The sequence below is a fragment of the Pseudomonas sp. HLG18 genome (genome assembly GCF_051903985.1).
In the GTDB taxonomy this organism is placed as follows: Bacteria; Pseudomonadota; Gammaproteobacteria; order Pseudomonadales; family Pseudomonadaceae; genus Aquipseudomonas; species Aquipseudomonas fluorescens_BT.
In genome coordinates this window covers 3,067,745-3,081,398 of sequence record NZ_CP195831.1, presented here as the reverse complement: position 1 = coordinate 3,081,398, position 13,654 = coordinate 3,067,745, and the positions used below count along the sequence as shown (strand labels likewise).

Sequence of the window (13,654 nt, the reverse complement as noted above, 5' to 3'; positions counted from 1 at the left end):
CTCCGCTCATGAACGTAACGATTTTGCATGGCTACAGTGCGTCCAATTCCGGTGATGGTCTGCTGGTCGATCTGGCCATCGCGCTGGTGCAGCGTAATTTTGGCGAGGACACCAGGATCAATGTCGTGGCCTCCGATCCGGACTCTTTCAAATACCTGCCGCACCCACGCTTCGATGCGCCGGTCATGGCCGCCAAGGGACTGGGCCGGGTCAAGCAGGCGGTGTTTCTCAACCGCTCCTACGCCGGCCTGGCGGATCTGCTGAAGAAAACCGATCTGATCGTCGGCGTCGGTGGCGGCTACATGCGCTCCAAAAGCGCCTTCGAGCACATCAAGCTGAAACTGGGACATGCCAAGCAGCTGGAAACCGCGATTCTCAGCAAGATTCCCTCGGTGTATCTGCCGCAAAGCATCGGCCCGTTTCACGGCGACAGCGACAAGATCGTCGGCCACTACGCCAGCGCCGATGCGGTGTTCGTGCGCGATAACCGCTCCTCGGCGCTGTTCGATGCCTGTGAAAATGTCTACCGCGCACCGGACCTTGCGGTGCAGGCCCTGGCCGGCAAAATCCTGCAGCAACCCAAGTTCACCCGCTGCGCTTCGACACCGGCCACCGTGTGCGTGGTGCTGCGCAAGCCACCGGCGTGGAGCAAGGAAAAGAAGCTCGCTTACGTGGCCAATCTGAAGGTGCTGCTGCAGCGTTTGAAGAACAAAAGCAAAGTGGTCTGCGCGGTGCAGAGCGCTGTACGCGGCAACGATGACGGCGCGTTCTATCGCGAACTGGGCATCACCGAAGACCTGCTGCCGTTGAAAGCGACGCTGGCCAAATACCAACCGGACCTGGTGATTTCCGTGCGCCTGCACGGGGCGATCGAATCGCTGCTGTCCGGCGTGCCGGCGTACCACATCAGCTACGAACGCAAAGGCTTCGGCGCCTATCAGGACATGGGCGTCGAGGACTGGGTCATCAACGGGGGTGACATCAATGTCGACACCATCATCGACACGGTCTACGCACCGAACGCACTGTCGAATTTCGGCAAGCGCCTGACCGATACCTGCCGCGAGATCGAAGCGAAAACCGTGGCCATGGACGACATCATCAAGGGCGTCATTCGATGATATTCCGCTTGTTGCTGCGGGGCGGAGCACTGGGCGCGAAGTTTCTGCTGGTGCTCGCCATCACCCATTACCTCGGGTACGAGGCGCTGGGTTTTTATGGCGTGGTAGTCGCCGCATCGTTGATCGCGTCGAAGTTCTACAGCGTCGGTTTCAGTTCCGAAATCAACCGGCTGATCAGCGTCGGCGGCAGTTCGAAGCGAGTCGTCGACAAGGTTCTGCTGCTGTACCTGGCCGTGGGTCTGGTGTTGTCGGTGGTGACGGTGCTGATCTACTCACTGTTCCAGCAGGTCGAAGCGACGGCGGCGTTGATCGCCTGCGTGACGCTGGTACTGCTGACCGAGCACCTGTCGTTCGAGATCAACTCGTTCGTGTTTTCCGCGCAGAAAGCCACGGCGGGGGCGCTGCTGTTCTTCGTCAAGACCGGCCTCTGGGCACTGCTGGCCGTGGGCGGAATGATGCTCGGCCGGGTGTCCGGAATTGCCAGCGTGCTGTGGTTGTGGGTCATCGCCAACGTGCTGGTGATCGTCGCCGGTTACCTGATCGTGGTGAGTGTCCATCGTGGGCGCGAAGAGGGCACGCTGGCGACGGCGGCCGTGTGGAAAGCCGGATTGCCGTTCTACCTGGGCACCGGCCTGATCGCGCTGAGTCAGTACGCCGAGCGCTTTCTGATCATCGACCTCGAACCCTACGCCAGTCTCGGTAAATACGTGTACGCGTGGTCGGCGGCCAACACCTTGCAGGCGTTGTCCTATGCGGTGGTGGCGGTGGTCGGTATTCCGGTGCTCGCCAAGCGTTATCAGGCCGATCAGCAACCGTTCACCGTCAAGCAGTTGTTCGTGAACAAATGGGTCGCACGTTCGCTGGTGGTGTCGGCGGCGGTCGCGGTGGCGATTTATCTGTTCTTCAATATCGTGCTCGATTATGTCGGCGCAGCGGTGCCGCGTCCGGACAACGGGATTCTTGGCGTGCTGATCTTTTCCTTCGCCCTGCGTGCCATCGGCGACATCGTCTGGGGCGGGTTGATCGCGTCGAAAAACAGTCGGGTATCCCTCGTCAGCTCGGCCATTTGCCTGCTGATTTCGGTGCCGGTCAGCTATGTGTTGATCAAGCACTGGTCGATTTACGGCGCAGCCTGGGGCAACGTCTTCGCAATCATCGTGCAGCTCGCCGTGATCGCGCTGCTGACTCGTGCGACGCGAGCGAAAAAGGCTGTCGTGTCATGGGCCTGAAACTGCCGTGCATCGAGTTTCGCGGCAAGAAACTCGACTCGTCACTGTCGTTCCTGATCCTGTTCACCGGGCTGTTTCTGTCAGTGGCCATGCCGCTGCTGGTCCCCCGGGATCCGGGGCCGGATGCGATGACCCTGTGGTCGTCCTATGCCCGGGCCGACAATTGCAATTTCTGGAATCCGTTCTCGCCGGATCGCTCGTCCTACGAGTGTTCGGCGTTCCTGCTGCGGCCCACCGGGATCAACCTGACCAACGCCTGGGCCTACGGAATGTTCTGCAATTTTTTCCTCACGGCGATTCCGGTGGTGGTGTTCCGGCGCATGCCGCTGGCGATTTTCGGGACTCTGTGTCTGTGGGGTGTGGTGCGCTCGTTCTTCCTGGAGAACCTGACCAAGGAAATCATCGTGTCGGTGGCGGTGCTGAGCATTCTGTTCAGCTCGCTGTCGCGCCAGTATCGCGGCGGATTTTTCCTGTCGGCGGTGATCTACGGCGTGCTGATCCGGCCCTACTGGATTCTGTTTTCGCTGTCATGGGTCGGCGTCTGCGTGATGAAGAAGTATGTGTCGCGCACGACCTTCTTTCTGATGCTGTTCCTGTTTTATCTGGCGGTGGCCATGGCGATTCAACTGGCGTTGGGCTTTCCGGTGTCGTCGATTCGCGCCAGCAACAACGAACTGCGCACCGCGGGCGAAGAGGGGTCCAAATCGCTGATCGTCTCGTGGCTCAGCGGCAGCGACTTTGTCTCGCAGGCACTGGACTCGATGATCATCTTCTTCCGCTTGTCGTTCCCCGTGGAGCTGATCCTGCTGTCCGGGCCGGGTCAGGTGATCTTCGTGGCGTTGATGATCATGACCGCGTTGCTGCTGTTCAAAGTGATCACCTCGACCGATTACAAAGGCGCGCCGATCCAGACCAAACCCAAGGAGCTGATCGCGATTCCCTTGGCGTTTCTGCTGGTTCAAGGCTTGTTCGAACCCGACTTCGGCTCGTTCGCCCGGCACTTTTCCATGGTGGTGCCGGTGTTGTTCGTGGGCCTGGGATTGATGTTGCGGGCGAACAAACCGGTGCGGGTCGAATCCAGAATTCTGAATTGAGGCAGGTGCTTTATGTCGAGCAAGAAAAAGTCCCTGGAGATCGAAACCCTGCGCGGCCTGGCGTGCCTGCTGCTGGTGCTCTATCACGTGATCGGTCCGCTGGGCGGCGGTTTGAAGATCGATATCGGCTCACCCTTCCGGGTGATCGCCGATTCGATGGTGTACGTGCGCATGCCGCTGTTCACCTTCATTTCGGGCTACATCTATTCCATCTACAAGATTCGCGGCAATGACTTTTCGGCGTTCTTCACCGGCAAGGTGCGGCGCTTGATCGTGCCGCTGTTTTGCGTGGGTGTGCCGTTCTCGGTGTTGCAGGCGGTAGGCCCCGGTGTGAACAAGGACGTCAGCGTGATCGATGCCTTGCTGGCGTTTTATGTACCGGTGAACCACTTCTGGTTCCTGCAGGCGGTGTTCATCATCTTCATGTTTGTGGGCCTGCTGGAATGGCGTGGTTTGCTGCGTTCGGCGACGCGTCTGTACCTGCTGTTCGCGTTCTCCGCCGCGGTGTTTCTGCTGCCGCCGTTCAAGTTCGATGCGTTCGGCATCAATGGTGCGACTTATCTGTTGCCGTTCTTTGTGGCCGGGATGATCGGCCAGGAAAATGTCAGCACGCTGAAGCAGCGATTCAAAGTGCTCGGCCCGTTGGTGTTCGTGCTGATTTCCGTGACGCTGTTGTACATCGCCGCGCTGGATCGCGAGCTGATCATCGATCGTCGCAGCCTGATCGGCCTGACGGTGGGTTGTGTGTCCTGCTTTGCGCTGCTGTCGAGCGACATGCGCTCGAAGGCGCTGACCTGGCTCGGTGGTTACTCTTACGCGATTTTCCTGTTTCATGTGTTGTTCGCCGCGACATCGCGCTCGGTGCTCGGACGTCTGGGCATCAAGGACGAAAGCGTGCTGGTGTTCTGTGGCGTGGCGTGCGGCTTGCTCGGGCCGGTGCTGCTGTCGACGATCTTCAGCCGGTTCAACTTCACTTCGGTGCTGTTTTTGGGTGAGCGCGCAGCGGCGAAAAAACCGCTGGCGGATGTCTCCCCGGTGCAGGTCTCGGCTAAAGGAAGCGCTTGATGGTTGCAGTAGATGACGCAGCGCCGGTCGCGGTGTCGGTGGTCGAAGTCGGTGACGCCCGCCAGCGGTTTGCCCTGTGGCGCGAAGGCAAGGCCGGGAAGGTGTTGTCGGTCTCGGTGATCGGCGACAGCTACAGCGCCGGGCAGGATTTCTATCTGAACAAACTGGTGCAGCGGCTGGTCGGGGAGGTCGGTTTTGCCGGTCCCGGTTACGTCGGTTTCAACCACGGCGCGGCGTTGGGCGGCAGCCATTTCAAATACACCCGCAGCAGCGAAAAATACTTCGGCGGCGACTGGCGGGTGTCCGGCCTCGGACAGCCCAGTCCCGACAGCCGCACGGAGACGGGACGGCCCGGTGCATGGCTGCAGGTCGATGCGCATCCGAGCGAAGCGATAAACACTGCCGTCACCCAGGCAAAGTTACTTTATCTGGGGGATGGCGAATCCAGTGAACTGCGCTATCGCTGGTCGCCCTCGGCGAACTGGCAACCACTGAATCTCACCGGCACGGGCGTTCAGGAAGTCCCGTTACCGGGCACGTCCGCTGCCACGGACTGGTCGTTCAGGCTGGAAGTGGTGAAAGGTGCGCCCACCCTGTTCGGCCTGTGGATGAGCAACGACCAGGCCGGTTTGCGGGTGTCGAAACTGGCCGCGTCGGGGGCCGCGTCCGGCGATTTCTATCATGCCGATGGTCAGTGGCAGGCGCAGTGGAAAGCGGTGGTGTCGAAGATTCCGGCGGATATCTACCTGATCATGCTCGGTGGCAACGACCAGGGTTTTGGTGTGAAGCCCGAGCAGTACCTGAAGAATGTCCAGGGGCTGGTCGCAATGATCCGCGAGATTCAGCCGGCAGCGAGCGTCAACCTGATCATGCGCCAGGACACCACGCGTTCCAGTGCCTATCCGATGTCGGCGTATGCGCAAGTGCTGGAGCCCTGGGCCCGCGAACAGCATCTGGGTTACGCCAACCTGCAATGCGCGTTCGGTACGGACGTCAAACGTTATGCGGCGGCGATGATCGGCCCGGACAGAATTCATCCGGTGCCGGCCACGGGCGGGAAGGTGATTGCCGATTACTTCTATCGGATGATCGTCGGCGGCAACCGCGGGGCAACGCCGCAGGAGGCTTGCGGCGCTGCCTCACGGTAGGTCTCAGTCCTTGTCGAAACCTTCGAGCTGACCCAAAAGCTCCGCTGTCTTTTGCGGCATCAATTGCGTCAGGCAACGGGTTTCCACATTGATGATGATCGCCGGTTCGTTGCAGCAGAGGCGCACGCGGAATCGCCAGTCGCTGAAAATCACTTTCAGGCCGTCGCGGTCATCGACCTCCAGCGCCTGTTCGCTGTAAATCCGTTTCAGATGGGCGAGCAGGGGATAGGGATCGCGCAGCGGTCGGCGAATGTCCCCGGACGATGGAAACATGCCGATCCGCTCCACCAGCAGGATGGTCCCGAGCCAGGATTCATTGGCGCTGGGCAACGGCTGGTGACGAGACAGCCAGCTCATCACCCCGAGGCTGTCCACCTCCCGTTCAATGTCTGTCGAATGTTGTGCAATGTTCATGGTTGCCTCGTCGGAGATGCGCGGGTGCCTGTCAGCGGCCTTTGAGGTAGACGTTTTCGTAGCAGAAGTTGGTCGCCTGCAGGTAACCCTCGGCGTCACCGCAGTCAAAGCGCAGGCCCTTGAATTTGTAGGCCAGCACGCAACCGTTCTGCGCCTGTTTCATCAGGGCGTCGGTGATCTGGATTTCCCCGCCCTTGCCGGGCTCGGTGTCGGCGATCAGGTCGAAGATGTCGGGCGTCAGGATGTAGCGGCCAATGATCGCCAGGTTGGACGGAGCGTCCTGCGGCGCGGGTTTTTCCACCATGTGGTTGACCCGGTAGATGCCCTCGGAAATCGCCTCGCCGGCAATCACACCGTACTTGTGGGTCTGGTCCCGCGGGACTTCCTGGATGGCCACGATCGAGCAGCGGAATTTCTTGTAGAGCTGGATCATCTGCGTGAGTACGCCGTCACCTTCCAGGTTCAGGCACAGGTCGTCGGCCAGGACCACGGCGAAGGGCTCGTCGCCGATCAACGGGCGGCCGCTGAGAATCGCGTGGCCCAGACCTTTCATTTCCACCTGACGGGTGTAGGAGAAGGTGCAGGTGTCGATAAGCTCGCGAGTGCCGGCCAGGAACTTCTCTTTTTCGGTGCCGCGAATCTGGTGTTCGAGTTCGTAGCTGATGTCGAAATGGTCTTCCAGTGCACGCTTGCCCCGGCCAGTGACGATTGCCATGTGCTGCAGGCCGGCGTCCCGTGCTTCTTCAACGGCGTATTCGATCAACGGCTTGTTGACGATCGGCAGCATCTCTTTTGGCATGGCTTTGGTGGCCGGCAAGAAACGCGTGCCGTAGCCGGCCGCGGGGAACAAACATTTACGAATCATAGAAGTTTCCTGGACATTCATGGCATACAGCCATCGGTTACATTGCAATAAAGAAAGTTGCAAGTTGATGAAGCTGTACTTTAATACCTGAGTCAGGTTGTCAGTGACAATGTTAGCTTAGTGTAAAAGAGGATAATGTTATTAGATGTCGACTTGATAAATAACAGTTATTTTTAGTCGGTATCTGTCGATAGTGGTGAAAGTGCGGGAGTGCTAATAAGTACCGGGCAATACAGTTTGGCCTTTAAAAATATTGTTGGCCAGCGATGGAACTGTTTTTGTCCTGGATTGTTGTCGCCTTGTTTGTGTGAAGCAAGACACACATTAAACAAATGAGGCTTGACACGTTGGCAGGCATTCTCCCACTACGGACCGCGCTATGAAGATTCTGGTAACCGGTGGCGCCGGATATATTGGCTCGCACACCACACTCGCATTGCTTGAAGCAGGTCATGAAGTTGTCGTTCTGGATAATCTTTGCAACAGCAGCGATGCGGCATTGCATGCGATAGAAGCCATTTGCGGTAAAAGTGCGCTGATGATTCGCGGCGATGTGTGTGACCGGGCGTTGCTGGACCGGATATTCCAGCAGCACTCGATCGACGCCGTGCTGCACTTTGCCGGGCTCAAGGCCGTGGGCGAAAGCGTACGCAAGCCGCTCGAGTATTACGAAACCAACGTCAGTGGCAGCATCACGCTGTGTCAGGCGATGGCGGCGGCGGGGGTTTTCCGTCTGGTGTTCAGCTCTTCGGCCACGGTCTATGGCGAGCCCGAGCAGATGCCGATCCGCGAGGATTTCCCCACCGGCATCCCCACCAACCCCTATGGCCAGTCCAAGCTGATCGTCGAAAACGTGCTGCGCGACCTGGCCCTGGCCGAGCCTCGCTGGAGCATCGCGCTGCTGCGCTACTTCAACCCGATCGGCGCCCACGACAGCGGCCACATGGGCGAAGACCCGAGTGGCATCCCCAATAACCTGGTGCCTTACATCAGTCGCGTAGCGGTCGGCAGCCTGCAAGAGTTATCGATCTTCGGCAACGACTACCCCACGGTCGACGGCACCGGCGTGCGTGATTACATCCATGTCGTGGATCTGGCAGACGGGCATCTGAAGGCGTTGCAGGCCATCGACGGGCGTACCGGCATTCACACCTGGAACCTCGGCACCGGCGCCGGTTACAGCGTGATGCAAGTGCTGCGGGCCTTCGAGCAGGCATGTGGAAAACCCGTGCCTTTTCGGGTGATGCCACGGCGTTCGGGGGATATTGCCGAGAGTTGGGCCGACGCTTCCAAAGCGGAAAAAGAACTGGGCTGGAAAGCCACCCGCAACTTGCAGGACATGGTCACCGATAGCTGGCGATGGCAATCGAATCACCCCAGAGGCTATCTGGAGTGATGGCCTTTTAGTCCGATGTTATTTTCGGTCAGGTTGTTAGATATCGTCGGGAAATTAGACTGGCAATGCCTTTTACAAGTCCGTAGATATAAACCTGCCGTTCGACTTTTATCAGTTGCGTATGACTGTGAAAGAACGACGGATCTTGTTCGCGCTTTTTGCGACTTGAACTCTACCACCTCTAACGGAACACCCGATGTACCGGTGCAATGTTAGAAAGGAGTTGATATGAAAAAAGTGATGGCGATTGCCTTGTTGACGATGTTGAGCAACTGGGCATCCGCAGCTGAAGCACCGCTTACTGCGGTGACCAATGTATCTGGCAGTGTCGCGGCTTCTACAGCGCCTGCTGCCAGTACTGCAATGGTTGCCAGTGCCGTAGCGGCGTCCAACAGTGGTGGAAGTGCCAACGGCGGTACAACGGGTACCACCGGTACCACGGGTACAACCGGCACGCACAACTAACTGAAGTAACTGTTGGTGCAGTACAGGGTCGCCCGACGAAAGTCGGGTGACTTTGTTTTGGATTCGCCCTTGAATAGCGTAGTGCCATTATGACTCGTAGTTTTTCTCTTTTAATGCTGGCAAGTCTCGCTCTGCAAGGTTGCATGTTTTCCCCCGGTCAACACCTGAACACCTTTGGCATCACCCGCCAGGGCGCCAGTGAAAGCAGCCGGGTCGAGTTGATTCCGATCACGCCCAAGCTGATTTCCATGAACCGGGCCACGCAGAAGCGCGAGTCGGTTCCAACGGAACTGCTGGCGACGCCGGCCGAGTACCGGATCGGCAACAACGACGTGCTGTACATCACCGTGTGGGATCACCCCGAGCTGACCGCGCCGTCGGGCGCGCAGCAGCAGATCGACGCCAACGGCCGTCTGGTGCGCTCCGACGGCACGCTGTATTACCCGTACATCAAGGAAGTCCAGGCCGCCGGCCGGACCATCCAGCAACTGCGCGATGACATCGAACAACGGCTGTCGGCGTTCATCGCCGAGCCGCAAGTGGATGTCGCCGTGCTGCGTTTCGCCAGCCAGAAAGTCGTGGTCACCGGTGCGGTCGCCAAGGCTGGCCCGCAGGCGATTTCCACCAACCCGCTGAGCGTGGTCGAAGCCCTCGGTTCGGCGGGCATCGACACCAACAATGCCGACCTGTCCGGGTTGTTGCTGACGCGCAACGGGCGGGTCTATCCGCTGAATCTGGATACCCTCAATCAACAGGATTCCGAGTTGCAGAACGTCTACCTCCAGGGTGGCGACAAGCTGTATCTGCCGTACAACGACAACAAGCGCATCTACGTGATGGGCGAGGTCAACCAGCCGCGCGCGCTGAGCTTCAAGACGGCGACGATGAATCTCTCCGACGTGCTTGGATCGGTCGGCGGCTTGAGCCAGACCACCGCCAACGGCAACGCCGTGTACGTCATTCGCGGGGTGGAAAACCTCGATGTGGAGCCGGCCAAAATCTATCAACTGGAAGCTGAATCGCCCACCGCCATGGTCCTTGCCACGCACTTCGAAGTGCGCCCCCAGGACGTCGTTTATGTAGGGCCTGCCAACGTGACTCGCTGGAACCGTCTGATCAGCCAGTTGGTGCCGTCGGCATCGATTGTCGGTACCGGTGCTTCCGCTGCGAAGAACTGGAGCGAATTCACCAACAACAGCAAATAAGGCCCGCCGACTTTGAAAATCCTGAATGTTGGCGTCTGCCTGATGGCGGCCTTGTTGCTGTGTGGCTGTAATCCGCTGATGGTTGCCTCGGTGACCAACCTCAAGTCGGCGATGGTCGGTCCGGATGACATCGACGTAACGCCGGCCCAGGTGGCCGACGTCAATTATCCGCAACTCAAACTCACCACGCCGTCCGGTTCCGGTGTGCTGGCGCTGGTGCGCAAGCGCGATGACCTGCAGTTCTGGGTGGCATCCGGCAAGCAGGTCCTGCTGCTGCGCGACGGTCTTGCAGTGCGCAGCATCGGCCTGGGCGTGGAGGGCGATCTGGACGGCACGCGGTTGTCCGATGCGTCGCCGTTCAAGCGCGGCCTGCAAAACGTTACCGATGGCCAGACCAGCCAGCGCTGGATCGATCTCTACAAGGGCCAGGAAGTCGGGTTGATCGTCAACAGCCGCTTCACCCGAAAATCCATGGAAACCCTGAATATCCTGAACAAGGACTACGCCGTGCTGCGTGTCGATGAACGTATCGACGTCCCGGCCATTGGCCTGCGGGCGACCAATCGTTATTGGGTCGATCCGGTGGACGGTTTCATTGTGCAGAGCGAGCAGCAACTGACCTCGCAACTGCGGGTGAAGATCGTGCAGCTGACCCCTGATCGCAGGCATCTGCCATGAAGCGCTTGAGGGTTCTGTCGGCGTGTTTGATGTTGTTCGCCGGCGCAAGTCAGGCGGCGGTCACCGTCAGCGGCGATGTCGCCAACCCCGGGCCGGTGGAGTTGCCGCCCGGCGGCCGATTGACCGATGTCATCAGCGAGGCTGTGCCCAACGCCGAGGGTTACTGGCTGGCGGGTGTGCTGCTGCGACAGTCGTTGCTGGAAGAGCAGACCCGGCTCAAGGTCGGCGTGCTGTTCGACCTGGACGTGTTGCAGCGCATGGCCGATCTGTTCGATCGACCGAGCCGAAAAGCGTTGGCGGTGCGCATGGCCGAGGACGTGCGGCAGATGCCGGTCACCGGGCGCCAGATCGCGGATCTGGACCCGGTGGCGCTGGAAGTCGGCTTCGCCCGCAACATTCGCCTGGATGACGGCGATCGCCTGATCTACCCGCGACGGGTCGATGAAGTCGAAGTGCTCGGCGCGGTCGCCGGAACCTGCCGACTGCCTTATCAGCCGTTGCTCGAGGCCCGTGAATACCTCAGCCGCTGCGTGCTGCTGGAGGACGATGCCGACGCCGATTACCTGTGGCTGATCCAGCCCAACGGTGTTACGCGGCGCGTCGGCATTGCTCACTGGAATCGTGAGAGCGGGCAGTTCCCCGTCGCCGGCAGCAAGATTCTGGTGCCGTTGAAAAACGATGATCTGGATCCGCCTGTCCCTGAACTGAATCAGCAGTTGGCCGAATTTATTGCCACGCAGTTGGCTGAGGTGGTTCGTTGAATTTGCGTTTTGCAGCTGTGTTGTTATTGCCGTGCGGCCTGGTCCATGCCGAGCCGCGTATTACCCAGGGCGATTTCGGTGGCACCGGTCTGTTGCAGACGCCCACCGCACGCATGTCTCCGGCCGGTGAGTTGAGCGTCAACGCCAACCGCACCGAGCCTTACAGCCGCTACAGCGTTTCGTTGCAACCGCTGGACTGGCTCGAAGGTTCGTTTCGCTACACCGCCATCACCAACCGCCCGTACGGCCCTGAGTCGATGAGCGGCAACCAGAGCTACAAGGACAAGGCGGTCGACGTCAAAGTCCGGCTCTGGGAGGAATCACACTGGGCGCCCGACGTCGCTCTGGGCTTCCGAGACGTCGGCGGTACGGGTTTGTTCGCCAGTGAATTCCTGGTGGCCAACAAGCGCTTCGACAACCTGGATTTCAGTGCCGGCATTGCCTGGGGCTACATCGGCAATCGCGGCGATATCGATAACCCGCTTGGCTATCTCGATGATCGTTTCAAGACCCGGCCGGCGATGGAAGGCACCGGTGACGTCAACGCCGGTTCGTACTTTCGCGGCCAGCCCTCGTTCTTCGGCGGCGTGAGTTACCAGACGCCCTGGGACCGGCTGAGCCTGAAACTCGAATACGAAGGCAACGACTACAAGCACGAACCCAAGGACAACGTGATCAAGCAGGACTCGCCGATCAACCTTGGCGCGGTGTTCAAGGTGACGGACTCCCTCGACGTGAGCGCCGCGTGGGAGCGGGGCAACACGGCGATGTTCGGCGTTACCTTCCACACCAACTTTGTCAGCCGCAAGGCGCCGGCCAAGAATTTCGATCCGCTTCCGGAGCCGCTGCCAGCGAAGGCGCCGACCACCTCGATGGATCAGGTCGATTGGGCCAACGTGTCGCAGCGCCTGCAACAGAATGCGGGCTACCGGGTCGAGCGCATCGCCCAGCGTGATTCCGAGCTGATCGTGTACGGCGAGCAGCAGCGCTACTTTCATTCGGCCAAAGCGGTGGGGCGTGCGAGCCGGGTGCTGGACAACAGCGTCAACGCCGACATCGACTGGTTCACCCTGGTGAACAAGCGCTACGACCTGCCGCTGGAAGAAACCAGCGTGCCGCGCCAGACCTTCCGCGAAGTGATCAACAATGAGGAACCGCTGCAAGCGTTGCACCGCACCACCGAGGTCAACCCGGCGATGCCGCACAATGAGAAGACGCTCTACACCCAGCCGCTGCAGCACTTCAGTTATGGCGCCGGTCTGGGCTTCAAGCAGAACGTCGGCGGTCCGGATGGTTTGCTCTATCAGTTCAGTGCAGACCTGGACGCCGAGTTCCGCTTCAACCGCAACACCTGGTGGAGCGGCATGCTCAGCCAGAACCTGACGAACAACTTCGACAAGTTCAAATACGACGCCCCCAGCGGCTTGCCGCGTGTGCGTACGGACCTGCGTCAGTACCTGACCACGTCCGACACCACCATGCCGTTGTTTCAGGTCAGCCACGCCGAGCAACTGGACAAGGATCTGTATGGCATGGTCTACGGCGGTTATCTGGAGTCGATGTTCGCCGGTGTCGGCGGCGAGGTACTGTTCCGTCCGACCGGCGAGCGCTGGGCGATCGGTGCGGACCTGAACTACGTGCGTCAGCGTGAATTCGACCAGGGTTTCGGCCTGCGGGACTACTCGGTGCTGACCGGCCACATCACCGGTTACACCGACCTGCCTTATGAAACGCTGGCGGCGGTCAGCGTCGGCCGTTATCTGGCGGGCGACTTCGGTGGCACGCTGGATATCTCCCGGGAGTTTTCCAACGGCGTGCGTTTCGGTGCCTGGGCGACCATCACCACGGCGGGCAGTACCGAATACGGCGAGGGTAGCTTCGACAAGGGCATCTATCTGTCGATCCCGTTCGACGAAATGATGAGCATGTCGACCATGCGCCGGGCCAACCTGGTCTGGGCGCCGCTGACTCGCGACGGTGGTGCGCGGCTCAGTCGCAGCTTCCAACTGCACTCCATGACCGATAGCCGTGAAGACGACATGTTCTATCGCAACTTCGGGAAGATTACCGAGTAAGTCCGCGAACCTGTGGCAACAAGCAGGCTCCGGGCGGTGATCAGGCGAAGGCGTCGGCCTTGTCGACATCCATATTGACCGATTCACCGAAATCCACAGCCAGTCCAACCCCCAAATCCGGCCCACAAAAAAGGGGAC

General features: G+C 59.8%; 13 protein-coding genes. 11 read left to right on the top strand and 2 right to left on the bottom strand.

Going from position 1 to position 13,654, the window contains the following annotated elements; translation table 11 throughout:
• Positions 1-8 precede the first annotated feature (8 nt).
• The 5 genes from ACSPX5_RS14140 to ACSPX5_RS14120 are packed head-to-tail and all read left to right on the top strand — an operon-like array spanning position 9 to position 5,657.
• Positions 9-1,121, top strand: coding sequence for a polysaccharide pyruvyl transferase family protein (locus tag ACSPX5_RS14140; protein ID WP_169431194.1), 1,113 nt, complete (start codon positions 9-11; stop codon positions 1,119-1,121).
• Complete coding sequence (locus tag ACSPX5_RS14135) at positions 1,118-2,350, top strand: phosphoribosylaminoimidazole carboxylase (protein WP_439821964.1); 1,233 nt, start codon at positions 1,118-1,120, stop codon at positions 2,348-2,350. The genes ACSPX5_RS14140 and ACSPX5_RS14135 overlap by 4 nt, the downstream gene beginning before the upstream one ends.
• The gene (locus ACSPX5_RS14130; RefSeq protein ID WP_439821963.1) at positions 2,341-3,444 is read left to right on the top strand and encodes a hypothetical protein; all 1,104 of its coding nucleotides are present in this window, start codon (positions 2,341-2,343) and stop codon (positions 3,442-3,444) included. Before ACSPX5_RS14135 ends, ACSPX5_RS14130 begins: the two co-directional genes overlap by 10 nt.
• Positions 3,445-3,456: 12 nt before the next feature.
• Entirely contained in the window at positions 3,457-4,509 is a 1,053-nt protein-coding gene (locus ACSPX5_RS14125) for an acyltransferase family protein (protein ID WP_439821962.1), read from the top strand.
• On the top strand, positions 4,509-5,657 hold the full coding sequence (locus ACSPX5_RS14120; protein WP_439821961.1) for an SGNH/GDSL hydrolase family protein: 1,149 nt from the start codon (positions 4,509-4,511) through the stop codon (positions 5,655-5,657). The genes ACSPX5_RS14125 and ACSPX5_RS14120 overlap by 1 nt, the downstream gene beginning before the upstream one ends.
• 3 nt (positions 5,658-5,660) lie before the next feature.
• Here the strand turns inward: ACSPX5_RS14120 and ACSPX5_RS14115 are convergent, their stop codons facing one another.
• Together ACSPX5_RS14115 and galU are read right to left on the bottom strand one after the other, a co-directional pair.
• Positions 5,661-6,071, bottom strand: a complete 411-nt coding sequence (locus ACSPX5_RS14115; protein ID WP_207866924.1) for a mannose-1-phosphate guanylyltransferase — start codon at positions 6,069-6,071, stop codon at positions 5,661-5,663.
• A gap of 31 nt (positions 6,072-6,102) precedes the next feature.
• Complete coding sequence (galU, locus tag ACSPX5_RS14110; protein WP_169431188.1) at positions 6,103-6,936, bottom strand: UTP--glucose-1-phosphate uridylyltransferase GalU; 834 nt, start codon at positions 6,934-6,936, stop codon at positions 6,103-6,105.
• A gap of 379 nt (positions 6,937-7,315) precedes the next feature.
• Between galU and galE the strand changes: the two genes are divergently transcribed.
• From galE to ACSPX5_RS14080, 6 genes are all read left to right on the top strand, one after another.
• A complete protein-coding gene (gene galE, locus ACSPX5_RS14105; RefSeq protein WP_169431187.1) occupies positions 7,316-8,332 on the top strand; it encodes a UDP-glucose 4-epimerase GalE in 1,017 nt (338 codons plus the stop codon).
• A 228-nt stretch (positions 8,333-8,560) separates the two neighbouring features.
• The gene (locus tag ACSPX5_RS14100) at positions 8,561-8,797 is read left to right on the top strand and encodes a hypothetical protein (RefSeq protein WP_003226528.1); all 237 of its coding nucleotides are present in this window, start codon (positions 8,561-8,563) and stop codon (positions 8,795-8,797) included.
• A 143-nt stretch (positions 8,798-8,940) separates the two neighbouring features.
• Positions 8,941-10,002 carry a polysaccharide biosynthesis/export family protein gene (locus tag ACSPX5_RS14095; RefSeq protein ID WP_207866927.1) on the top strand — a complete coding sequence of 354 codons (1,062 nt, stop codon included), beginning with the start codon at positions 8,941-8,943 and terminating at the stop codon, positions 10,000-10,002.
• A gap of 12 nt (positions 10,003-10,014) precedes the next feature.
• Positions 10,015-10,680: a YjbF family lipoprotein gene (locus ACSPX5_RS14090; RefSeq protein WP_169431185.1), complete on the top strand. Its 666-nt coding sequence runs from the start codon at positions 10,015-10,017 to the stop codon at positions 10,678-10,680.
• Positions 10,677-11,441: a capsule biosynthesis GfcC family protein gene (locus ACSPX5_RS14085; protein WP_439821960.1), complete on the top strand. Its 765-nt coding sequence runs from the start codon at positions 10,677-10,679 to the stop codon at positions 11,439-11,441. The genes ACSPX5_RS14090 and ACSPX5_RS14085 overlap by 4 nt, the downstream gene beginning before the upstream one ends.
• Complete coding sequence (locus tag ACSPX5_RS14080) at positions 11,438-13,516, top strand: YjbH domain-containing protein (protein WP_439821959.1); 2,079 nt, start codon at positions 11,438-11,440, stop codon at positions 13,514-13,516. The genes ACSPX5_RS14085 and ACSPX5_RS14080 overlap by 4 nt, the downstream gene beginning before the upstream one ends.
• Positions 13,517-13,654: the final 138 nt, after the last annotated feature.

Coding starts and splice junctions, on each gene's coding strand:
- ACSPX5_RS14140 (WP_169431194.1), top strand. CDS start 9: ATGAACGTAACGATTTTGCATGGCTACAGTGCGTCCAATTCCGGTGAT.
- ACSPX5_RS14100 (WP_003226528.1), top strand. CDS start 8,561: ATGAAAAAAGTGATGGCGATTGCCTTGTTGACGATGTTGAGCAACTGG.
- ACSPX5_RS14095 (WP_207866927.1), top strand. CDS start 8,941: ATGTTTTCCCCCGGTCAACACCTGAACACCTTTGGCATCACCCGCCAG.
- ACSPX5_RS14135 (WP_439821964.1), top strand. CDS start 1,118: ATGATATTCCGCTTGTTGCTGCGGGGCGGAGCACTGGGCGCGAAGTTT.
- galE (WP_169431187.1), top strand. CDS start 7,316: ATGAAGATTCTGGTAACCGGTGGCGCCGGATATATTGGCTCGCACACC.
- ACSPX5_RS14085 (WP_439821960.1), top strand. CDS start 10,677: ATGAAGCGCTTGAGGGTTCTGTCGGCGTGTTTGATGTTGTTCGCCGGC.
- ACSPX5_RS14125 (WP_439821962.1), top strand. CDS start 3,457: ATGTCGAGCAAGAAAAAGTCCCTGGAGATCGAAACCCTGCGCGGCCTG.
- ACSPX5_RS14130 (WP_439821963.1), top strand. CDS start 2,341: ATGGGCCTGAAACTGCCGTGCATCGAGTTTCGCGGCAAGAAACTCGAC.
- galU (WP_169431188.1), bottom strand. CDS start 6,936: ATGATTCGTAAATGTTTGTTCCCCGCGGCCGGCTACGGCACGCGTTTC.
- ACSPX5_RS14120 (WP_439821961.1), top strand. CDS start 4,509: ATGGTTGCAGTAGATGACGCAGCGCCGGTCGCGGTGTCGGTGGTCGAA.
- ACSPX5_RS14115 (WP_207866924.1), bottom strand. CDS start 6,071: ATGAACATTGCACAACATTCGACAGACATTGAACGGGAGGTGGACAGC.